This window comes from Streptomyces sp. NPDC043908 (assembly GCF_056435525.1).
On sequence record NZ_JBWKEI010000002.1, the window covers coordinates 595,329 to 616,771 of the forward strand.

The window sequence follows — 21,443 nt, forward strand, 5'->3', positions numbered from 1 at the left end:
GGGGTCACGGTCAGCCGGAGACGGTGACCTTCTGAAGGAGGCGGCCCTCCGGGTAGCCGAGGGCGGTGTCCGAGAGGGCGCCGGGGCGGCCGTTGAGCAGCACGGTCAGCTCTCCGGTGGGCGCGGCGCCCGGCAGGGCCTCGATTCCGGCCCTGCGCAGCGCCTGGGCGGCGACGGCCGGGGCACTGGCGTACAGGCCGGGGGCGGCGAGGCCGGGGCGGCGGACGGCCTCGCGGACCCGCTCGGCGACCAGCTCGTAATGGGTGCAGCCCAGGACGACGTCCCTTACGTCCTCGGGGGTCCGTTCGGCCGCGGCGGCGATGGCCAGCTCGATGGCGGCCTCGTCGCCGTGCTCGATCGCGTCCGCGAGTCCGGGGCAGGGGACCTCGGTGACGTCGACGCCGTCGGCGAACTCGCGGATGAGTCCGCGCTGGTAGGGGCTGCCGGTGGTGGCCGGGGTGGCCCAGATGGCGACGGGTCCGCCGTGGGCCGCGGCCGGCTTGATCGCCGGTACGGTCCCGATCACCGGGATGCGCGGTTCGAGCGCGGCGCGCAGGGCCGGAAGGGCGTGCACCGAGGCGGTGTTGCAGGCCACGATCAGGACGTCCGGCCGCAGCTCGGCGGCGGCGCGTGCCACGCCGAGCGCGCGGGCGGTGACGTCCTCGGGCGTACGCGGGCCCCACGGCATGCTGTCGGGGGCGGAGGAGAGGACGAGGTCGGCGTCCGGCCGCAGCCGGCGCACGGCGGCGGCCGCCGCCAGCAGGCCGATTCCGGAGTCCATGAGCGCGATCTTCACCCGGTCACCATAGTCGACCGCCCCCGCGCACCGGCCCGGGTGGTGCAGACTGCGGCGGATGAGCGCCCTCGTATGGATCGCCGCGGTGTCCCTGGTCTGCTGGCTCTGGCTGCTGCTCGGCCAGGGGTTCTTCTGGCGCACCGACCAGCGGCTGCCCGCCCGGTCCGCCCCGCCGGACTGGCCGTACGTCGCCGTCGTCGTCCCGGCCAGGGACGAGGCCGGGGTGCTGCCGCACAGCCTGCCCACGCTGCTCACGCAGGACTATCCGGGCGAGGCGGAGGTCTTCCTGGTCGACGACGGGAGTTCGGACGGCACGGGTGAGCTGGCGCGGGCGCTCGCCGGGCGGGAGGAGTGCGCGCTGCCGCTGACCGTGGTCGAGCCGGGCGAGCCGGGCCCCGGCTGGACGGGGAAGCTGTGGGCGCTGCGTCAGGGCATCGCGCTGGCCCGCGCGCGCGAGCCGGAGTACCTGCTGCTCACCGACGCCGACATCGCCCATGAGCCGGACAGCCTGCGGGAGTTGGTGGCCGCGGCCCGCTCGGGCGGCTTCGACCTGGTGTCGCAGATGGCGCGGCTGCGGGTGGCGAGCGGCTGGGAGCGGCTGGTGGTGCCGGCCTTCGTCTACTTCTTCGCGCAGCTCTACCCCTTCCGCTGGGTCAACAGCCCCGGGGCGCGCACGGCGGCGGCGGCCGGGGGCTGTGTCCTTCTGCGTACGGACGCGGCCGAGCGGGCCGGCATCCCGGACTCGGTACGCCAGGCGGTCATCGACGACGTGTCGGTGGCGCGCGCGGTGAGCCGCTCGGGCGGCCGGATCTGGCTGGGGCTCGCGGAGCGCGTCGACAGCGTGCGCGCCTATCCGCGCCTCTCCGACCTGTGGCGGATGATCTCGCGCAGCGCCTACACCCAGCTGCGGCACAGTCCGCCGCTGCTGCTCGGGACCGTCGCGGGGCTCGCGCTGGTCTACCTCGTGCCCCCGGTCGCGCTCCTCGCCGGGCTGATCCTGGGCGACGCCGTGGCGGCGTGGGCGGGCGGCCTGGCGTGGCTGGTGATGGCCGGGACGTACGTACCGATGCTGCGCTACTACCGCCAGCCGCTCGCCCTGGCGCCACTGCTGCCGTTCACCGCGCTCCTGTACCTGCTGATGACGGTGGACTCCGCCGTCCAGCACTACCGGGGGCGTGGGGCCGCCTGGAAGGGGCGCACGTATGCGCGTCCGGAGGCCGCACCGGACCAGTGAGCCGGTGCGGCAGGGCGCCCGCCCCACGCCGGTGCGTACGCCACGCGCGCGGGGACCCGGCGCCGCGGCCTCGCGCGCGTCACTTGCGGCCGGGCGTCCAGTTCATGCCCCACCCGTACGCCTGGTCGACGGTGCGCTGCGGGCTGACACCGCGCGCGGGCACCAGATAGCGGGCCTCGCGCTGGACGACGAGGTCGCCGCCCTCGTTGGTGAGCAGCGCGAGGGCGCAGACCGTGGAGGGCACGGTGCACTCGTCGAGCGAGAAGTCGATCGCGGCGCCGTGCTGCGGCTGGAGGGTGACGGTGGCGTGCAGGTCGGCGAAGCTGCGCGCGCCCGCGTAGATCGTCACGAAGATCAGGACGCGGCGGAGCCGGTCCTTGTGGTCGAGGTTGACCGTGAGGTTCTCGCCGGAGGTGCGCGCGCCGGTGCGGTCGTCGCCGTCGAGGTGGATGTACGGCGGCCGGCCGAGCGAGCCGAAGGCGTTGCCGAGCGCCTGGACGACGCCCTTTCGGCCGTCCGTGAGCTCGTAGAGCGCGCACAGGTCCAGGTCGAGGTCGGCGTGGTTGGCGACGGCTCTGCCGAGCTTGGCACCCCAGCCGGTGAACTGCTTGCGCGTCTGCCAGTTGAGGTTGACCCGCAGCGCCCCCGAACTGCCGCCCTGCTTGGCGAGCGAGACGGTGGGGGCCGCCTTGGTCAGGGTCACCTTGGACAGGCGTACGGGGGCTGCGGCGGGGGGCGCGGGCGGAGGCGGCGGGGTCGCGGCGGGGAAGGCGGGGGCGGGAGCGGCCGGTGTGGGGCTGGGCGGGGCGGGAGCGGCCGGTGCGGGGGCGGGAGGGGCGGGGGTCTGGGCGGCCGCCCGGGGGCGGTCGACCGTGATCCCGAAGTCCGTTGCCAGCCCTTCGAGTCCGGAGTCGTACCCCTGGCCCACCGCCCGGAACTTCCACGCGCCCTGGCGCCGGTAGAGCTCGCCCAGGATGAACGCCGTCTCCACGGACGCGTCGGCGCTGTCGAAGCGGGCGAGCTCCGCGCCGCTCGCGGCGTCCAGGACGCGGACGCACAGCCCCGGGACGCGGCCAAACGTTCCTCCGTCGGCGGACGCGGCCAGTACCACGCGCTCCACCTCGTCCTCCACGCGCGCGAGGTCGACGAGGAGCGTGTCCGTGACCCCCTCGGCCGAACTCCGCTTGCCCTCGTGCCGCACCGCGCCCGAGGCGTGCGCGGGCTGGTTGTAGAAGACGAAGTCGGCGTCGGAGCGGACCTTCCCGGTGCCCGCCGCGATCAGCAGGGCCGAGGCGTCGGCGTCCGGCACCCCGGGGCCGGAGCGCCAGGCCAGCTCGACGCGTACGACCGGCGCCGGAACCGGAACGTTGGACCCTTTAAGCATGGACATGCTCGCCCCCATCGCGAGTCGGGGTGCCGAAGATTCTCCGCACCGTCAACCTAAACCCCGGCGGACGTTCCGGCACCCGCCGGTAACCCCTTCCGAGCTTGGCCTTTACAGGATTAATGGCCTCCCGGGCGACCGATTTTCCCACGTTCGCTCGCATTGGGGCCGTGCGGTCACTCCGAACCCGTAAAACAACCCCCTTATCGGGCTCCCCAACGACCACATCGTGGGCTTAACTTATGTGCCATGACCTCCCCCCGCTCCACCTATGGCGGCGGTTACTACTCCGCGCCGTCCTTCCCGGACACCCCCATCTACGACTCCCTCGTCGCAGAACGCGGCACGCCCCAGATCGCCCCGATCCGCGTGCCCGCCCTGTACGACACCGGCAGCAGCTATCTGCCGGCCCTCCCGGCCGCGCTTCCCGCCCTACCCGCCGGCCCCTCCCAGCAGCCTGCCTACGCCTCGTCGTACGGCTACCAGCAGGCACCGCAGCCCATGCCGTTGCAGAGCGCGCCCGCGCCCTACATCCCGCAGCAGACCGGTGCCCCGCGCGCCTATCCGGGCCCGCAGGTCCAGCAGCAGCGCCCGATGGCCCCGACCGGGTACGAGGCGATGCGCCCCGCGGCCCCGCGGCCCGCGCCCGCCCCGGCGCCCTACTACGACGGCTACCAGCAGCCGTACCAGAACACGGGGTACTGAGCGGGAGGCGCCCGCGCGGGGCGGGCCCCGCTCCGCCGGCGGTCGACCGGATGTCCGAGGCGGCTGGCAGGATTGGCTCATGGAGAGTCCGATTCGGCCCGTCGTGCGCCACATCAACGTCTACCCCGTCAAGTCGGTCGGGGGGTACCGACTCGACGAGGTGCCGGTCGAGCCCTGGGGGCCGGTCGGCGACCGCCGCTGGATGGTCGTCGACGCCTCCGGGAAGGCCGTGACCCAACGCGAGCGGGCGCGGCTCGCGTTGGCTGCCGCCCGGGCCCTGCCGGACGGCTCCGTCCGGGTGTCCGCGCCCGGCAGGGAGGATCTGACCGTGGCCGTGCCCGAGCCGATCGGGCCGGTCACGGTGACGCTCTTCGGCAAGAAGGTCGAGGCGATAGCGGCGGACGAGGCCGCGCACGCCTGGTTCAGCGACCACCTGGAGGCGGAGGTCCGGCTGGTCCACCTCGACGACCCCGCGACCCGGCGCCCGATCGACCCGGACTTCGCGCTGCCGGGCGAGACGGTGAGCTTCGCCGACGGCTTCCCGCTCCTGATCGCCACCACGGCCTCGCTGGACGCGCTGAACTCCCTCATCGCCCAGGGCACTCACCCGCACGAGGGCCCGCTGCCGATGAACCGGTTCCGGCCCAATGTGGTGATCGACGGCACCGAGGCCTGGGCCGAGGACCACTGGACGCGGATCGCGCTCGGCGACGTGGTCTTCCGGGTCGCCAAGCCCTGCGGCCGCTGTGTCGTCACCACCACGGACCAGGTGAGCGCCGAGCGCGGCCGCGAGCCGCTGCGCACCCTGGGCCGCCACCGCCGCTTCGGCACCAAGCTGGTATTCGGCCAGAACCTGGTCCCCGAGGGCCCCGGCGTCATTCGCACCGGTGATCCCCTGCGCGTTCTCGCTTAAGCCGCCCCTGCTCGGGAACTCGTGGGAACAGCGGACGCGTTGTGCGTGCGGGGCCCCGGGTGATGTTGCTCTCTTCCGGGCCCGCCCGTGCGTACGGCGAGCCGCGCGGGGCCAGGACGCAAGCGGAAGGGGGTGCGATCCCGTGCGATCCGCAGTCGGGGTGTGGCGGTGGCGGCAGAACCCCTTGTGCCGCCGTACGGATCTGGTCGAGGCATGGGTGGCGCTGGTCGCCCTGGTGCTGATGCTGGTGGCCGCGCCGGTGCTGGGCGGCCTGTGCGGGGCGGTCAGCGACCACGCCCTCCAGCGCACGGCGGCCAGGGAGCAGCGCCAGCGCCACCCGACGACGGCCGTGGTGGTCGGCGCGGCCCACGATCGCGGCGCGCGCGCCGACGCGGAGGGCGTGGGCGGCCGGGAGGGCCGCGTCCGGGTCGTGGCCACCTGGACGGCACACGACGGCACCGCGCACACCGGCACGGTCGCCGCCCCCAGGCGGGCCGCCCCCGTGGGCTCCACCTTCCGCATGTGGACGGACGACCGCGGCATACGGACGGGCCGCCCCCTGGACTCCACGACCGCGCACGCGCACGCGGTGTTCGCCGGTCTCGGCGCGGCAGCGGCGGCGGCCGGTCTCGTGGAGGCCGTGCGGCGGCTGGTCGTATGGCGGCTGATGCGACGGCGGTACGCCCGTCTGGAGCGCGCCTGGGCCGGATACGGTCCGGACTGGGGCCGCGCGGGAGCAGGCAGCTGAGCGGTCAACCCCGCGGCCCCGCGCGCGCTACGGTGGACCATCAGTCGCACGTACAGCGTTCGCACGCACGAGGTGGGGGCACAGCAGCGCCATGGCTCAGGGCACGGTCCAGGTAACCCACACCGGCACTTCGAGGTGGCGGCGCCGTACCGGCGAATACGCCTCGCTCGCCGCTGCCCTGGAGGCCGCCGCGGACGGCGACGTCCTCACCATCGCGCCCGGCACCTACCGCGAGAACCTGGTCCTCAAGCGGGCCGTGACCCTGCGCGGCCCCGAGGGGGCGGCCGGTTCGGTGCGGATCGCCCCGGTCGACGGCGTGCCGCTGACCGTGCGCGCCTCCGCCACGGTCCAGGACCTCCAGCTGGAGGGGCAGGACGCGGCGGCGCCCGCGCTGCTGATCGAGGACGGCGCGCCCGAGCTGTGCGACCTGCGGGTGGTGACCCGCTCGGCGGTGGGCATCGAGGTGCGCGGCGCGGCCCGCCCCACCGTGCGCCGGTGCACGGTGGACAATCCGGGCGGCGTCGGCATCGGCGTACTGGACGGCGCGGGCGGCCTGTTCGAGGAGTGCGAGGTCGTCGCGGCCGGCCAGTCGGGCATCTCGGTCCGCGCGGGCGCCCACCCCCGCCTCGAACGCTGCCGGGTGCACCACGCCTCGGGCGCGGGCCTGTCAGTCACCGGCGACGGCACCGGCCTGGAGGCGCTGGGCTGCGAGGTGTACGAGATCAAGGGCGCCGGGGTGCAGATCGCCGCGCGCGCCACCGCGCACCTCACCGACTGCACGGTGCACCGCACCTCGGCGGACGGGGTCACCCTCGACACGGACGCGGTGCTCACGCTCGCGGACTGCGACATCCACGACATCCCCGAGAACGCGGTGGACCTGCGCTCCCGGTCGGTCCTCACCCTCACCCGCACGGCGGTGCGCGGCTTCGGCCGCAACGGCCTGTCGGTCTGGGACCCGGGGACCAGGGTGGACGCCAACCAGTGCGAGATCCACGACAGTACGGGCGACTACCCGGCGGTGTGGGTCAGCGACGGCGCCACCGCGGTGCTGGAGTCCTGCCGGGTCCACGACGTGCCGGACGCGCTGTTCGTGCTGGACCGCGGCTCGCGCGCCGACGTCGTCGACAGCGACATCTCGCAGGTGCGCAACACGGCGGTGTCGGTGAGCGACGGCGCCACCGCGCAGCTCGACGACTGCCGGATCCGGGAGGTCGCCACGGGCGCCTGGTTCCGCGACCACGGCAGCGGCGGCACCCTCGCCAACTGCACCATCGACGCGGCGCAGACCGGCGTGATCGTCACCAAGGGCGCCGATCCCCGGATCGAGCGCTGCACGGTCACCTCGCCCGCCGAGGCGGGTTTCTACGTCTCGGCCGAGGGCCGGGGCACCTTCCACGGCTGCCGGGTGACCGGCAGCGGGGGCTACGGCTTCCATGTCGTGGACGGCTGCCGTACGACGCTGACCCGCTGCCGTACGGAGCGCTGCGCGCGCGGGGGGTACGAGTTCGGCGAGGACGGGCCGGTGTCGCAGGACTGCACCAGCGACGAGAGCGGTGTGCTCACCGGGTCGGCGCGGCCGCCCGCCGCGCAGACCGCGACCCAGACCGTGGGCCTGCTCACCGCGGTCCCCGGGCAGCGCCCCACCGGGACCGCGGCGGCCGAGGAGCCCGCCGCCGCACCGGCGCGCTCCTCGCAGGACGTGCTGGGGGAACTCGACGCGCTGGTGGGTCTGGAGAGCGTCAAGCGCGAGGTGCGGGCGCTCACCGACATGATCGAGGTGGGCCGCAAGCGGCAGCGGGCCGGCCTCAAGGCCGCGTCCGTCCGGCGCCATCTCGTCTTCACCGGCTCCCCCGGCACCGGCAAGACCACGGTCGCCCGGCTCTACGGCGAGATCCTGGCCTCGCTCGGGGTGCTGGAGCGCGGCCATCTGGTCGAGGTGTCCCGCGTCGACCTGGTGGGTGAGCACATCGGGTCGACGGCGATCCGCACCCAGGAGGCGTTCGACCGGGCGCGGGGCGGGGTGCTGTTCATCGACGAGGCGTACGCGCTGTCGCCCGAGGACTCCGGCCGTGACTTCGGGCGTGAGGCCATCGACACCCTGGTGAAGCTGATGGAGGACCACCGCGAGGCCGTGGTGGTGATCGTGGCGGGGTACACGGCGGCGATGGAACGCTTCCTCAGCGTCAACCCCGGGGTGGCGTCCCGGTTCTCACGGACCATCACCTTCAGCGACTACGACCCGGACGAGCTGCTGCGGATCGTGGAGCAGCAGGCCGAGGAGCACGAGTACCGGCTGGGGAGCGGCACGGCCGAGGCACTGCTCAAGTATTTCACGGTGCTGCCCAAGGGCCCGGCGTTCGGCAACGGCCGCACCGCGCGCCAGACGTTCGAGTCGATGGTGGAGCGGCACGCGGGCCGGGTCGCCCAGTTCGCGGACGCCAGCCCCGACGATCTGAGCCTCCTCTATCCGGACGACCTGCCCGAACTCCCCTGACGACCAAGGTTGTTGGCGCTCGTCAGCGCTGGTGCGGGAGCGTCGGTGAGAGTGCGTCCAGGAGGCCGGTGCGCTCCTCGGCGAAGACCGGGTCGGCCTGGTAGTCGGAGTGGGCCAGGATCGGGGCGGGCAGTGGCTGCCGTCGCGTACGCCCGAAGGCGAGCGGGTCCAGGAGCGGGCCCCGGTCGACGGTCGTGCCGGGCAGCACCGGGCCGCCGATGGGGTCGGTGGCCCGCCACAGGTTGCGCCAGCAGTGCAGCTCCCGGTGGAGGGCGGACAGCTCCGGGCGGCCGAAGTAGGCGGGGAACCAGCGTCCGTACAGCCGCTCCAGGGGCGAGCCGTAGGTGAGCAGCGCGACGCTGCGGCGGGCGCGGGCGGGGAGCTGCCACACGGCTGCGGCGGCCAGCACGCTGCCCTGGGAGTGGCCGGAGATGACCAGACGGCCGCCGGTGCGCCCGGTCCAGGTGTTCATCCGCCAGGCGAGGTCGGGTACGGCCCGCTCGGCGTAGCAGGGCGGGGCGAACGGGTGGGCGGCGCGCGGCCAGAAGGTGCCCACGTCCCAGAGGATGCCGATGGTGCGCCGGGCCGCCGCGTCCTTGTAGGCGCGCCGCCCCCAGGTGACGAAGAGCAGGAAGCCGAGGCCGGTGAACCAGGAGCCGAGCGCCTGGACGGTGTCGGCGGCCGAGGAGATGACGCCGGGCGCGTCGTCCGCCGCCCGCCCGGGGACCTGCCCGGTGGCCCAGGAGCCGGCGAGCGCGCCCGCGCCGAGCAGCAGGGTGGCGGCGGCGACGATCCCGACGAAGACGGGCGCGCGGTCGGTGAGCCCGGCCCGTGCGCGGACGGTGGCGATCCGCCGGGAGCGGGCCGCGTCCCAGATCTCCCCCGGGTAGTCCGCGAGCAGCCCCGGCTCCTCGGCGCGCGCGGCGCGCCAGACGCGTAACGCGAAGTACACGACGGCCGGAACGAGGAGCACGAGCAGGGCGGGGATCACCGAGGCCTGCCAGGTGAGCAGCGGCGGCGGGCCCGCGAAGCCGCCCCGGGGCGCGCCGGGCGTGCCCCCGCCGTCCAGCCAGTCGGCCACCCGCTGGGCGACACCGCCCGTCATCACCCCGCCGAGCGCGCACGCCAGGAGCGCCACGGCGGGGCCGCCGAGGCCGGACAGGGCGGTGCGGGAGTCGTGGGCGCGGCGGCGCAGCAGGAGCGCGACCGCGGCGAGCAGGACGACCAGGACGCCCTGGCCCAGCGCGATGATCCCGAAGGTGCGGTCGCCGGGGAGCGCGTCGTGCGAGACCCAGCCGGGGCGCTCCCACGAGGCATACACCATCGACAGGACGAGCAGGCCGAGGGCGGCGGTGGGCAGGAAGGTGACGACGGCCCGGTCCAGGTGTTCGTCCAGGCGTGACTCGCTGCGGCCGCGGCCGCACACCACGCCCACCACGACGGCCGCGCCCACCAGCAGAGCCGCCGCCAGGAGCCGGCCCAGTGTGTCCAGCGCGGAGTTGGAGGCGGCCCGGTCGTGGCGGGCGGCGGCCGTGGTGACGGCGGCGGCGACGGTGAGGAACCCGGCGGCGGTGTGCGCGGCGCGCAGCCGGGCGACCAGCCGCCGCCCGTACCAGAAGCCGGGCCGGCTGAGCGCGGGCGCGTCCGGCTCGTCCTCGTCCCCGGCGGCGCCGAGCGGCTGCTGGGACTCGTAGGCGCTCCAGGTGCGGTTGGAGAGGTACCAGAGCAGCCCGGTCAGCGCGGCGGGGACCGGCGCGGCCAGTGCCAGGCGGCGGCCGGGCGCGCTCCACCAGCCGTGCCGCCCGGGCGCCAGGAACCCCAGCCAGGACTTCCCCTCGGCGCAGCCGGCCGTGCCCGCGCACTGCCAGGCGGCCAGGTCCAGCGCGACCTCGCAGGCGGTGGCGGTGAGCAGCACGGTCAGGCTGAGCGCGACGAGCCGCACCAGCACCCCGTAGAGCCGCACCGCGCGGGCCGAGTCGCGGGCGGGCGGGCGCATCCAGTGGGCGAGGTTGACCACCATGAACGGCAGGAGCAGCAGCCACAGGGCGCGGGCGCCGTTGCCGGAGGTGAGGTTGGCCCAGCAGTACGCCTCGGCGACCGGCCCCTCGCGGTGGCGCTCGGGGTGGTCCTCGGCGTCGGCGTCCTCGGTGCGGCGGTACACGGCCGCGGTCTCGTCCCCGGTGACCCGGACCGTACGGGGGTCGTCGAGCATGGACTGCGGGGTGGCGCCGCCGACGCCGTGGACGAGGAGTTCGAGCGCGGGCCCGCCGTCGTCGGCGGCCGGTGTGGCACGGGACACTTCTGTGACTCGCTCTCGGGGTGGGAGGATCGGCGGCGGGACGCGGCGGGGGCATCGTGCGGATCGCGGATCGTGCGGGTCGGGCGTCGTGCGGGGGCCGTCATACCTCGGCGCGCGGCCGTGGCGTGCGGGTTCTCAGGATCTCGGATCCGGGGACGCGGTGCGGTGTCCTCACGGAATCTCCCCGTGACAGGATTCGACAGGTACGGCGACCAGATGTACGGCCACGCGGAAGGACCGACCCGGCAGTGAGCGACAACCAGAACCTGCTCGCGGAGCAGCGTCGCGCCCTGATCCTCGACGAGGTCAGACGGCGCGGCGGGGTGCGGGTCAACGAGCTCACCCGGAAGCTCAGCGTCTCGGACATGACGGTGCGCCGGGACCTGGACGCGCTGGCCCGCCAAGGCGTGATCGAGAAGGTGCACGGCGGGGCGGTGCCGGTGGTCGAGGCCTCCACGCACGAGCCCGGATTCGAGGCCAAGTCGGGCCTGGAGCTGAACGCCAAGGAGGACATCGCGCGCGCGGCGGCGGCGATGGCCGTGCCGGGCAGCGCCATCGCGCTCTCGGGCGGTACGACGACGTACGCGCTGGCCCACCGGCTCCTGGACGTCCCGGATCTGACGGTGGTGACCAACTCGGTGCGGGTCGCGGACGTCTTCCACGCGGCCCAGCGGGCCGCGGGCTCCTCGGGCAGCCGGCCGGGGGCGGCGACCGTGGTGCTCACCGGCGGGGTGCGCACCCCGTCGGACTCGCTGGTGGGGCCGGTGGCGGACCAGGCGATCCGCTCGCTCCACTTCGACGTGCTCTTCCTCGGGGTGCACGGCATCTCGGTGGAGGCGGGGCTGTCCACCCCGAACCTGGCGGAGGCGGAGACCAACCGCCGGTTCGTGCGGTCCGCGCGGCGGGTCGTGGTGGTCGCCGACCACACCAAGTGGGGCACGGTGGGCCTGAGTTCGTTCGCCTCGCTGGACGAGGTGCACACGCTGGTGACGGACGCGGGGCTCACGGACGCGGCGCGCGAGGAGATGGCCGAGCATCTGCCGGGGCTGCTCGTGGCGGGCGAGGACGACGGGGCGGAGGCTGAGGCGGCCCCCGCCGAAGACATCTGACGGACCGCCAGTTAAGGTGTGCGGGCCCGTTCGCCCGTGCCCGTCCCCACCGACCGCTGGAGGTGCGGCCCGATGGCTCGCCGACTCCGTCCCGTGGAGCTCGACTTCGTCGAGACCGCTCCGCTGCGCCTGGTCTTCACCGCCGACGCGGCCGCCCCGGCGGACGCCCTGTACCGCGCGCTCGCCGAGGAGACGACGGCCTGGCCCCAGTGGTTCGCGGCCGTGACCCACGCGCGGGCCACCGAGGGCGGCCGGGAGGTCCGGCTGCGCGGCGGCACCCGGTTCCGGGAGACGGTGATGGCCGCCGAGCCCGGCGCCCGCTACGCCTACCGGGTCGACGTCACCAACGCGCCGGGGCCGCACGCCCTGCTGGAGGAGTGGCGCCTCACCCCGACCGCCGGCGGCACGCGGGTGCGGTGGACCTTCGCTGCCGACGGCGGGGCGCCGCTGAGGTTCGCGCTGCGTCTGGGCCGGCCGGGCTTCGACCGGGCGTTCCGCGACGCCGTACGGGCCCTCGACCGCCGCCTCGCGACGTCCGGCTGCGGCCCGGCGGCAGCGGCCTCCTAGGGCGTGTCGCGAAAGTGGCGCGGGGCAGGCGGGACTTTCGCAACACGCCCCAGGACTCAGCGGGCGCGATGGGCCGGTTCCGGCCTGCTCGCACCGGCCGGGCCTTCGCCCGGCCGTCCTACCGCGGCCACGCCCCGGTCGCCAGGAACGTGTCGATCGCCGCCGCGTACGGCGCGATGTCCAGGCCCTGTTCGGCCAGCCAGGCGTCCGAGTAGTACTTGTCGAGGTAGCGGTCGCCCGGGTCGCAGAGCAGGGTGACGACGCTGCCGGTGCGCCCGGCCGCCACCATCTCGGAGACGATCTTCAGGGCTGACCAGAGGCCGGTGCCGGTGGAACCGCCCGCCTTGCGGCCGATGGCCGCTTCGAGGGCGCGTACGGCCGCGATGCTCGCCGCGTCCGGGACCTTCATCATCCGGTCGATGGCGCCGGGCAGGAAGCTCGGCTCCATCCGGGGGCGCCCGATGCCCTCGATGCGCGAGCCGCAGTCGCTGGTCGCGTACGCGTCGCCGCGGGTCCAGCCGTCGAAGAAACAGGAGTTCTCCGGGTCCGGTACGCAGATACGGGTGTCGAACTGCATGTAGTGCACATAGCGCGCGATGGTGGCCGAGGTGCCGCCCGTCCCGGCGGTGGCGACGATCCAGGCGGGCTCCGGATAGCGCTCCAGCTTCAGCTGCTGGTAGATCGACTCGGCGATGTTGTTGTTGCCGCGCCAGTCGGTGGCCCGCTCCGCGTACGTGAACTGGTCCATGTAGTGGCCGCCGGTCTCCAGGGCGAGGGCCGCGGCCTCCTCGTACATCTTGCGCGAGTCGTCCACGAAGTGGCACTGGCCGCCGTGGAACTCGATCAGCCGGCACTTCTCGGCGCTGGTGGTGCGCGGCATGACGGCGATGAACGGCACGCCGACGAGCCCCGCGAAGTACGCCTCGGAGACGGCGGTCGAGCCGCTGGAGGCCTCGATGACGGGCTTTCCGGGCCGGATCCAGCCGTTGCAGAGCCCGTAGAGGAAGAGCGAGCGGGCGAGGCGGTGCTTGAGGCTGCCGGTGGGGTGGGTGGACTCGTCCTTGAGGTACAGGTCGATCCCCCACCGCTCGGGCAGCGGGAAGCGCAGCAGATGGGTGTCGGCGGAGCGGTTGGCGTCGGCCTGGACCTTGCGCACGGCGTCCTTCAGCCACGCCCGGTAGGCCGCGTCGCTGCGGTCCACGTCGATGGTCTCCATGCCACTCCTCCATGTGTCGGCGCCCCGGGGGGCGGGGGCGCGCCCGGGCTGGAAATATCGTGAAGCGGGTCGCGGAAGTCGGCTGGAAAGGCGCGGCTCCGTCACTTGACAATACCGCCCTCACCTGCACAAACATTCCCTTTGAGGATCCATAGGAGTGGCTTGTGGGGCGCCCGGGAGGGGGCGTACGGGCGGCGGGCTACGGCCGATCCTCCGTGCGCCCTGGTGCGCGGGGCCATCGTTGTGCAGACTGCCCAGCAGGAACGGTACGAAGGGGGCACAGCGGCCATGACCGAGCCGGAGTTCAGCGCCAGGGGTGTGCGGATCGAACGGTGGACGCGTTCACTGACGAGGGCCGGGCAGGTCCTGATCAAGGACGGGCGGCTCGCCCTGCTCACCAGCAACGGGCGGGAGATCGACAGCGCGCCGCTGCGCGCGGTCAGCGCGGGCAAGCCCCTGCTGCCGTGGGCCGCCAAGGCCGATCGCACCGTGGCCAAGCTCAACGGCCACCGCTACCGGCTGACCATGGGCCAGCAGAGCGGGAGGCCGCGCGGCGCGGAGCTCGCGCAGCGTTTTCTGCAGGCGGTGCGCCCGGCGAGCGGGTCGCACGGCTGAGCGGGCCGGCGGGGCGCGAGTTGCGGAGGGTCCACCCCTGAGCCACCCTGGTCTCACATCACAGAGGGTTCACCGGCGGTCACGCTGTGATCCAGCCCGCCGGACAGACAAGCTTCTTCCGGACCTCAATCGGGGAGTCGCAGCCGTGATCAGCCAGTCGAGCAGGCATTGCACGGTGGAGCTCCAAGCCCTGCCGTCGCGGATCGGACAGGTCCGCAGAATCGTTTCAGCACAGTTGCGTTACTGGCATCTCGATCCTCTGATAGACGAGGCGGCGCTGGGCGTCACCGAGTTGCTGACCAACGTGCACCGGCACGCCCAGCCGGACAAGCTCTGCACCGTGGAGATCGAGCTGTTGCGCGACCGGCTCACGGTGTCCGTCCACGACCACGACCCGCGGATGCCCACCGTCCGCAGCACCGACCCCTTCGCCACCCACGGCCGCGGACTCGCGATGATCGCGGCGGTCAGTGAGAGCTGGGGCGTGCGCCCGCTGGGCGCCGCCGGCAAGACCGTGTGGTTCACGCTTCCCGCGCCGCCGGCCCCGGTGGCGCTGCCGCCCCGCCCGGCGTACGGGACGAAGACGGCCGGGCCGTGCCTGCACAAGCGGCCCGCCCTGGTGCGCGCCGAAGGCCGCGGCGGCCATCCGCGCACTCCCGCCCGGCTGCCCGCGGCGGGCTGACCGGACGGGCGGGCCGGACCGCGCGGAGGCGGCCGGCCCGTCGCTGGTCCGCGACCGCCCCGGCCGGGCGGCGCGTTGCGGCGCGGCGTCAGGCCGCACCGCTCTTGCGGCGGCCGAACTCCTCGTCCAGGACGGAGAGCCGGCGCCAGTACTCCTCCTCGTCGATCTCACCGGCGGCGAAGCGGCGGCCGAGCACGGCGAGCGGTGAACGCTCGTCGAGCGGAGTCCGCTCGTCGTAGGCGCGGGGGCCGCCGAAGGGCGGACGCCAGGGGCCGTGCCCGCCGCGCCGGACCGTGCGCCGCAGCAGGGTCACGACCGTGAGGGCCACCGCCGCCCAGACCACCGGGAAGAAGAGGATCCAGGGTCCGGGTCCGTCAAAGGCCAGTGTGTTCATCGTGATCGGCTCCTCGGTAGGGATGGGTCCCGTGCTGCTTCCGAGCCTCCCGCCGAGGGCCGTCCCGCGCGTCGTACGGCCGGCGGCACCTGGCGTACCCCCCGGGGAGTAGACGGGGCACCGACCGCTGCTCCACCGGACCGGCCGCCGCTCCACCCGTCCGGCCCAGGACCCGTCACTGGATTCTGTACCTACTAGTATGTACAGTACGCTCATGAGCACCCCAGAGCGTCTGATCGAGGCCACCCGGGAGCTGCTGTGGGAGCGGGGCTACGTCGGCACCAGCCCCAAGGCGATCCAGCAGCAGGCGGGCGCGGGCCAGGGCAGCATGTACCACCACTTCACGGGCAAGCCCGACCTCGCGCTCGCCGCCATCCGGCGCACCGCCGAGGAGCTGCGCGCGAGCGCCGAGGCCTCCTTCGGGGGCGAGGGCACCGCGTACGAGCGCGTCCGCGGCTATCTGCTGCGCGAGCGGGACGTCCTGCGCGGCTGCCCGGTGGGGCGGCTGACCATGGACCCGGACGTCCTGGCGAGCGAGGAGCTGCGCGCGCCCGTCACCGAGACGATCGACTGGCTGCGCGGGCGGCTCGCCGCGATCGTCCAGGAGGGCCTGGACGCGGGCGAGTTCGCCGCTCCCCTGGTGCCCGAGGAGATCGCGGCGACGGTGGTCGCCACCGTCCAGGGCGGCTACGTCCTGGCCCGCGCGTCCGGTTCGCCCGCCGCCTTCGACGCGGGCGTGCGCGGACTGCTCGCCCTGCTCGCGCCCCGCACCGCCTGACGCCCGACCGCCCGTACCCCGCCGAGGAGCCCCCATGCAGGTCACCCGTCAGCGTCCCGCCAGTGTGCGCGGTCCGGCCGAGCACTTCACCGGCACCGTCTGGCTGGACGAGATCGCGGCGCCGCCGTCCCCGTCACGGCTGCGGATGTTCAGCGTCCACTTCGCCCCGGGCGCCCACACCGCCTGGCACCGCCATCCGCACGGCCAGGTCCTCCACATCACCGAGGGCGAGGGCCTGGTGCGGCGCCGGGGCGGCCCCGTCGAACCGGTCCGGGCGGGCGACACCGTCTGGATCGAGCCGGACGAGTGGCACTGGCACGGTGCCGCGCCGCACACGTTCATGACCCATCTCGCGGTCGTCGAGGCGGCGCCGGACGGCACCACCGTGGACTGGGACCGCCATGTCGCCGCCGACGCCTACCCGTCGACCCCTTCCTGAGTCCTGAGTCCTGAGGAGGACGCCGTGCACGCGCTCCAGTACGAGATCACCCTGCCCGCCGACTACGACATGGACATCATCCGCACCCGGATCGCCACCCGGGGCCATCTCCTCGACGCCTTCCCCGGCCTGGGCCTGAAGGCGTATCTGATCCGCGAACGCGGCGCCGACTCCCCGGTGAACGCCTACGCGCCCTTCTACCTCTGGAACACCCCCGAGGGCATGAACTCCTTCCTGTGGGGCCCCGGCTTCCAGGGCGTCGTCGACGACTTCGGCCGCCCGGAGGTCCAGCACTGGATGGGCCTGTCGTACGAGGAGGGGACGGCGGCGGGGGCCGTGCCCCGCTCCGCGACGCGCGAGCGCCTCGCGATACCGGAGGGCGTACGCCCCGCCGACTTCGTGGCCGGGCACCTGGAACGGACGGCCGGGGAGGGGACGGTGGCGAGCGCGGTGGCGGTCGACCCGCGCCGCTGGGAGCTGCTGCGCCTCACCCTCTGGGAGCAGGAGGCCCCGCGGGCACCGGGCGACCGGTTCGAGGTGCTGCACCTGTCGGCGCCGGAGCGCGCCGGGCTGACCCGGGGACGGCACTGGTGAGCGGCGTCGTCCGTACCGTGCTCGGCGACGTGCCGGCCGGTCGGCTCGGTGTGGTGGACGCGCACGACCACCTGTTCATCCGCAGTCCGCTGCTGCCCGGCCAGGAGCTCGACGACCCCGAGGACGCGGCGGCCCGCCTCGCCGCCTTCCGCGACCTCGGCGGCGGCACGGTGGTGCAGTGGACGCCGTACGGAATGGGCCGCCGGGCGGACCGGCTCGCGGAGCTCTCCCGACGGTCGGGGGTCCACGTCGTGGCCGCCACCGGGCTGCACCAGGCGGTCCATTACCCACCCGAGCTGCTCGACTCCGTACGCGACTCGCTCGCCGAGCTGTTCGTGCGCGAGATCACCGAGGGGGTGGCGGGCGCGCACGGCGTGCGGGCCGGGCTGATCAAGGTGGCGGGCGGGTTCCACGGACTGGACGCGCACGCCCGGCTGACCCTGCGCGCCGCCGCCGAGGCCCAGCACCGCACGGGCGCGGCCGTCGCCGTGCACCTGGAGCTCGGCACGGGCGCCCTGGACGTACTCGACCTGCTCTGCGGGGAGTTCGGGGTCGCGCCGGACCGGGTGGTCCTCGGTCACCTCAACCGCTCTCCCGACTTCGCCGTCCACCGGCAGGCCGCCGCGGCGGGCGCCTATCGGGGCTTCGACGGACCGTCGCGGGCCAACCACGCCACGGACTGGCGGATGCCCGAGGCGCTGGAGGCGCTCGCCGACGCGGGGTTCGCGGACCGGCTGCTGCTCGGCGGGGACACGGTGACCCCGGACACGCCGGGCATGCCGTATCTGCTGCGCCGGGTGCGTCCCCGGCTCGAACTCGCCCTGGGCGGGGAGCTGGTGGAGCGGGTGCTGGTGGGGAATCCGGCGAGGGCGTTCGCGCTGCGGACCCCGTAGGGGCGCGACCACGGCCGGCGGTGGGGCGGTGTCAGCCCAGCGCCCGCAGCGGATCGTCCAGCACCGGCTGCCATGCCAACTCCGCCGCGCCCACCAGGCTGTTGTGGTCCAGCGAGCACGCCAGGATCGGCACACCGCCGCTGCGGCCCCACAGGCTGCGGTCGGCCACGACCGCCCGCAGCCGGTCCGGGTCCGCCTCCAGCAGGGCCTTGTGCAGCCCGCCGAGGATGATCCGGTCGGGGTTGAGGATGTTGACGAGCCCGGCGAGGCCAAGGCCCAGGCGGTCGACGAGCTCCTCGGCGGCCCCGCGTACGGACACGTCCTCGTACTCCGTGCGCAGCAGCTCGCGGGACTGGGCCAGGAGCGAGACCTCGGGGCCGGGGTCGCGGCCGGCCGCCGTCAGGAACGCGAGCGGGTCGGTCTCCACGTCGAGGCAGCCGCGCCCGCCGCAGTAGCAGGGGCGGCCCTCGGGGTTGACGGTGAGGTGGCCGACCTCCAGGGCGAGGCCCGAACTCCCGGTGTGCAGACGGCCGTCGAGGACGAGCGCGCCGCCGACGCCGCGGTGCCCGGTGGCCACGCACAGCAGGTGCTGGGCGCCGCGCCCGGCGCCGTGGCGGTGTTCGGCGAGGGCCGCGAGATTGACGTCGTTGCCGGTGAACGCGGGCCCCTCGATGCCCGCCGCCCGTACCTGCTCGGCGAAGATCTCGCGCACCGGCGACCCGGCCGGCCAGGCCAGGTGCAGCGGGTTGAGCGCGGTGCCGTCGGGCTCGGCGACGGCCGAGGGCACGGCCAGGCCCGCCCCGACGCAGCGCAGCCCGCTGCCGCGCAGGAGTGCCGCGCCCGCCTCGACGACCTCGCCCAGCACCTGCGCCGGGTCGGCGGAGACGGTGACGCAGCCGGGGGCGGTGGCGACCGTCCGCCCGCCGAGGCCGACGAGCGCGGCGCGGAATCCGTCGGCGTGCACCTGGGCGGCGAGGGCCACCGGGCCCGCGTCGTTGACGGTGAGCCGGTGCGAGGGGCGGCCCTGGGAACCGGCGGCGGCGCCGGGGCGGGAGTCGACCTGGATGAGGCCGAGCGCTTCGAGTTCGGCGGCGACCGCCCCGGCGGTGGCCCGGGTGACGCCCAGCTCGGCGGTGAGGACGGCGCGGGTGGGCGCGCGGCCGGTATGGACCAGTTCGAGCGCGGGTCCGAGTGCCCCGCGGCCCCGGTCCAGCCTCGTCCTGGTGTGCGTCGCCTTGCCGTTCATGGGGGCGAGTCTCCCATGATCCAGCACGGAGTCCTTCCCTCCGGCACCGGCTCCCGTTCACCCCCCGCTCACCCGCCGGCCGCCCCGGGGGCGGGGACGGCGGGGGAAACGGGTTGTCCGCAGGGACCGTCGCCCCCTATCCTGAGTTTGTGCCGCTACTAAACAAAGTGCGGACGGCCCTCCCGGCAGGAACCGGCGCGCACACCCCCGCGCCCTCCCTGCCCCGCCTCCGCACCGCCCTGACCGTGTTTTTCGCCCTCGACGGATTCCTCTTCGCCGGCTGGGTGGTCCGTATCCCGGCCATCAAGCAGCAGACCGGCGCCTCGGCCGGTGACCTCGGCCTCGCCCTGCTCGGCGTCTCGGCGGGCGCCGTGGTGACGATGGTGCTCACCGGCCGGCTCTGCCGCCGCTTCGGCAGTCACCCCGTGACCGTGGCCTGCGCCGCGCTGATGGCGCTCGCCATCGCCCTTCCGGCACAGACGCACTCCGCGCTCTCGCTGGGCGCGGTCCTGCTGGTCTTCGGCGCCGCGTACGGCGGGATCAACGTCGCCATGAACAGTGCGGCCGTCGACCTGGTCGCCGCCCTGCGGCGCCCGGTGATGCCCAGCTTCCACGCCGCGTTCAGCCTCGGCGGGATGCTGGGCGCGGGCATCGGCGCGCTCGTCGCGGGCGGCCTCTCCCCCACCGCGCACCTGCTCGCCCTGACCGGCTTCGGCCTCCTGGTCACCGCCCTCGCGGGACCGGTCCTGCTCCGCCACCCGGCCCCCGCGCACGCCGCGACCCCGCACGCGCGGGGCCGCCGGCCCGACGGCCGGGCCCGCCGACTGGTGCTCCTGTTCGGCGTGATCGCGCTGTGCACGGCGTACGGGGAGGGGGCGATGGCCGACTGGGGCGCGCTCCACCTGGAGCAGGACCTCGACGCGGCCCCCGGCGTCGCCGCCCTCGGCTACTCCCTGTTCGCCCTGGCCATGACGGCGGGCCGGCTCAGCGGCACCTTCCTGCTCGAACGTCTCGGCCAGACCCGCGCGCTGGTCGCGGGCGGCCTCACGGCCACGGCCGGGATGCTGCTCGGCGCGCTCGCGCCGACGGTGTGGCTCGCGCTCGCCGGGTTCGCGGTGATGGGCCTGGGCCTGGCCAACATCTTCCCGGTCGCGGTGGCGCGCGCGGGCGCGCTGGCCGGACCCGGCGGGGTCGCCGCCGCGTCCACCCTCGGCTACGGCGGCATGCTGCTAGGGCCGCCCGCGATCGGCTTCCTGGCCCAGTGGTCCTCGCTGCCCGTGGCCCTGACGACGGTGGCCGCGCTGTCGGCGGCGGCGGCCCTGATCGCATACGGCTCACGCCACGCGACCGCGTGAGGGTGAGGGCCGGCGGCGCGGGGCTTCGCCATGGGCGGCCGACGGCAGTAGCGGGGCGGAGGGCGGCAGGGCCCCGCCCCGAGGCTGCGGCGCCCGGCGGTCAACTCCCCCTCACCGGCACCCCGGTCCCAAAGAAATGATCAGCTCATCAGACCGCTTCCCTGGCAGAATTCCGCCATGGACACCCCTGACTTCATCGACACCCTCGACCGCGAGGGCCGGCTGCTGGCCCGGGCCGCCGAGGCGGCGGGCACCGGCGCGCCCGTGCCGACCTGCCCCGACTGGCAGGTGCGGGATCTGCTGCGGCACACCGGGACGGTGCACCGCTGGGCGACCGCGTACATCACCGAGGGCCACACCGACTTCCACCCCAGCGGCGCGGAGCCCGATCTCGACGGCCGGGAACTGCTCGACTGGTTCACCGAGGGCCACCGCGCGCTCGTCGACGCGCTGAGCGCGGCGCCGAAGGACCTGGAGTGCTGGCAGTTCATGCCCGCCCCGTCCCCGCTGGCGTTCTGGGCCCGCCGCCAGGCGCACGAGACGGCCGTCCACCGGGCGGACGCGGAGTCGGCCCGGGCCGGTGACCTCACCACGCCCGAGCCGGAGTTCGCCGTGGACGGCATCGACGAGCTCCTGCTCGCCTTCCACGGCCGGGAGAAGAGCCAGGTGCGCACCTCGACGCCCCGCACCCTGCGCATACGGGCGACGGACGCGGACGCCGTGTGGACGGTGCACCTGTCGGACGGGGTGCCGCGTACGGTCCGGGGCGCCGAAGGCCCCGCCGACTGCGAACTCAGCGGCTCCGCCTACGACCTGTATCTGACCCTGTGGAACCGGCTGCCGCTCTCCGCCGTCACCGTCGCGGGCGACGCGTCGCTCGCCGGACTGTGGCGGGAGAAGTCCGCCGTCACCTGGGGCTAGCTTTCGGGTACGGGGTCACGGCGACGTCGGCCGTGGCCCCGTCGCCGCACCCCCGGGG

The 21,443-nt window shown here is 74.7% G+C and carries 20 protein-coding genes and 1 pseudogene; 15 read left to right on the forward strand and 6 right to left on the reverse strand.

Going from position 1 to position 21,443, the window contains the following annotated elements; all coding sequences use genetic code 11:
• Positions 1 to 10 precede the first annotated feature (10 nt).
• Complete coding sequence (locus AC069K_RS06880) at positions 11 to 796, reverse strand: glutamate racemase (RefSeq protein ID WP_365101436.1); 786 nt, start codon at positions 794 to 796, stop codon at positions 11 to 13.
• A 58-nt stretch (positions 797 to 854) separates the two neighbouring features.
• Between AC069K_RS06880 and AC069K_RS06885 the strand changes: the two genes are divergently transcribed.
• Positions 855 to 2,030: a glycosyltransferase gene (locus AC069K_RS06885; RefSeq protein WP_478612843.1), complete on the forward strand. Its 1,176-nt coding sequence runs from the start codon at positions 855 to 857 to the stop codon at positions 2,028 to 2,030.
• Positions 2,031 to 2,109: 79 nt separating this feature from the next.
• On the opposite strand, the gene AC069K_RS06890 is transcribed toward AC069K_RS06885, so the two are convergent.
• Positions 2,110 to 3,432: a TerD family protein gene (locus tag AC069K_RS06890; RefSeq protein ID WP_478612846.1), complete on the reverse strand. Its 1,323-nt coding sequence runs from the start codon at positions 3,430 to 3,432 to the stop codon at positions 2,110 to 2,112.
• Positions 3,433 to 3,663: 231 nt separating this feature from the next.
• Here AC069K_RS06890 and AC069K_RS06895 point away from each other — a divergent pair, with 231 nt between their 5' ends.
• The 4 genes from AC069K_RS06895 (at position 3,664) to AC069K_RS06910 (ending at position 8,277) form a co-directional block, all read left to right on the forward strand.
• The gene (locus AC069K_RS06895; RefSeq protein ID WP_365101442.1) at positions 3,664 to 4,119 is read left to right on the forward strand and encodes a DUF6643 family protein; all 456 of its coding nucleotides are present in this window, start codon (positions 3,664 to 3,666) and stop codon (positions 4,117 to 4,119) included.
• Between the two features lie 79 nt (positions 4,120 to 4,198).
• On the forward strand, positions 4,199 to 5,032 hold the full coding sequence (locus AC069K_RS06900; RefSeq protein ID WP_478612850.1) for an MOSC domain-containing protein: 834 nt from the start codon (positions 4,199 to 4,201) through the stop codon (positions 5,030 to 5,032).
• 142 nt (positions 5,033 to 5,174) lie between these two features.
• Positions 5,175 to 5,780, forward strand: coding sequence for an Rv1733c family protein (locus AC069K_RS06905; RefSeq protein ID WP_365101446.1), 606 nt, complete (start codon positions 5,175 to 5,177; stop codon positions 5,778 to 5,780).
• A 91-nt stretch (positions 5,781 to 5,871) separates the two neighbouring features.
• On the forward strand, positions 5,872 to 8,277 hold the full coding sequence (locus AC069K_RS06910; protein WP_478612853.1) for a right-handed parallel beta-helix repeat-containing protein: 2,406 nt from the start codon (positions 5,872 to 5,874) through the stop codon (positions 8,275 to 8,277).
• Here the strand turns inward: AC069K_RS06910 and AC069K_RS06915 are convergent.
• Positions 8,247 to 10,576, reverse strand: a pseudogene (locus tag AC069K_RS06915) (hypothetical protein). The gene AC069K_RS06910 and the pseudogene AC069K_RS06915 overlap by 31 nt on opposite strands.
• 248 nt (positions 10,577 to 10,824) lie before the next feature.
• Between AC069K_RS06915 and AC069K_RS06920 the strand changes: the two are divergent.
• Entirely contained in the window at positions 10,825 to 11,685 is an 861-nt protein-coding gene (locus tag AC069K_RS06920; protein WP_365101452.1) for a DeoR/GlpR family DNA-binding transcription regulator, read from the forward strand.
• A 72-nt stretch (positions 11,686 to 11,757) separates the two neighbouring features.
• Entirely contained in the window at positions 11,758 to 12,252 is a 495-nt protein-coding gene (locus tag AC069K_RS06925; RefSeq protein ID WP_478612856.1) for an SRPBCC family protein, read from the forward strand.
• Positions 12,253 to 12,370: 118 nt separating this feature from the next.
• On the opposite strand, the gene AC069K_RS06930 is transcribed toward AC069K_RS06925, so the two are convergent.
• Positions 12,371 to 13,468 carry a PLP-dependent cysteine synthase family protein gene (locus AC069K_RS06930; RefSeq protein ID WP_358832433.1) on the reverse strand — a complete coding sequence of 366 codons (1,098 nt, stop codon included), beginning with the start codon at positions 13,466 to 13,468 and terminating at the stop codon, positions 12,371 to 12,373.
• A 288-nt stretch (positions 13,469 to 13,756) separates the two neighbouring features.
• On the opposite strand from AC069K_RS06930, the gene AC069K_RS06935 reads away from it, so the two are divergent.
• Positions 13,757 to 14,083: a hypothetical protein gene (locus AC069K_RS06935; protein ID WP_365101456.1), complete on the forward strand. Its 327-nt coding sequence runs from the start codon at positions 13,757 to 13,759 to the stop codon at positions 14,081 to 14,083.
• Between the two features lie 145 nt (positions 14,084 to 14,228).
• On the forward strand, positions 14,229 to 14,765 hold the full coding sequence (locus tag AC069K_RS06940) for an ATP-binding protein (protein ID WP_358832431.1): 537 nt from the start codon (positions 14,229 to 14,231) through the stop codon (positions 14,763 to 14,765).
• Positions 14,766 to 14,853: 88 nt separating this feature from the next.
• On the opposite strand, the gene AC069K_RS06945 is transcribed toward AC069K_RS06940, so the two are convergent.
• Entirely contained in the window at positions 14,854 to 15,159 is a 306-nt protein-coding gene (locus AC069K_RS06945) for an SHOCT domain-containing protein (RefSeq protein WP_365101458.1), read from the reverse strand.
• 199 nt (positions 15,160 to 15,358) lie between these two features.
• Between AC069K_RS06945 and AC069K_RS06950 the strand changes: the two genes are divergently transcribed.
• Genes AC069K_RS06950 through AC069K_RS06965 form a run of 4 tightly spaced genes read left to right on the forward strand, consistent with a single transcriptional unit; the run spans position 15,359 to position 17,863 of the window.
• Positions 15,359 to 15,937 (forward strand): TetR/AcrR family transcriptional regulator, encoded by a 579-nt coding sequence (locus AC069K_RS06950; protein ID WP_365101459.1) that lies wholly within the window; start codon positions 15,359 to 15,361, stop codon positions 15,935 to 15,937.
• 34 nt (positions 15,938 to 15,971) lie between these two features.
• On the forward strand, positions 15,972 to 16,376 hold the full coding sequence (locus AC069K_RS06955; RefSeq protein ID WP_365101461.1) for a (R)-mandelonitrile lyase: 405 nt from the start codon (positions 15,972 to 15,974) through the stop codon (positions 16,374 to 16,376).
• A 24-nt stretch (positions 16,377 to 16,400) separates the two neighbouring features.
• Entirely contained in the window at positions 16,401 to 16,970 is a 570-nt protein-coding gene (locus tag AC069K_RS06960; RefSeq protein ID WP_478612864.1) for a DUF4865 family protein, read from the forward strand.
• Complete coding sequence (locus AC069K_RS06965; protein WP_478612866.1) at positions 16,967 to 17,863, forward strand: phosphotriesterase family protein; 897 nt, start codon at positions 16,967 to 16,969, stop codon at positions 17,861 to 17,863. The genes AC069K_RS06960 and AC069K_RS06965 overlap by 4 nt, the downstream gene beginning before the upstream one ends.
• Before the next feature lie 31 nt (positions 17,864 to 17,894).
• On the opposite strand, the gene AC069K_RS06970 is transcribed toward AC069K_RS06965, so the two are convergent.
• Entirely contained in the window at positions 17,895 to 19,109 is a 1,215-nt protein-coding gene (locus tag AC069K_RS06970; RefSeq protein WP_478612867.1) for an ROK family protein, read from the reverse strand.
• Positions 19,110 to 19,258: 149 nt separating this feature from the next.
• Between AC069K_RS06970 and AC069K_RS06975 the strand changes: the two genes are divergently transcribed.
• Positions 19,259 to 20,464 (forward strand): MFS transporter, encoded by a 1,206-nt coding sequence (locus tag AC069K_RS06975; RefSeq protein ID WP_478612869.1) that lies wholly within the window; start codon positions 19,259 to 19,261, stop codon positions 20,462 to 20,464.
• Positions 20,465 to 20,641: 177 nt separating this feature from the next.
• On the forward strand, positions 20,642 to 21,385 hold the full coding sequence (locus tag AC069K_RS06980; RefSeq protein ID WP_478612872.1) for a maleylpyruvate isomerase family mycothiol-dependent enzyme: 744 nt from the start codon (positions 20,642 to 20,644) through the stop codon (positions 21,383 to 21,385).
• The last annotated feature ends 58 nt before the right edge of the window (positions 21,386 to 21,443 follow it).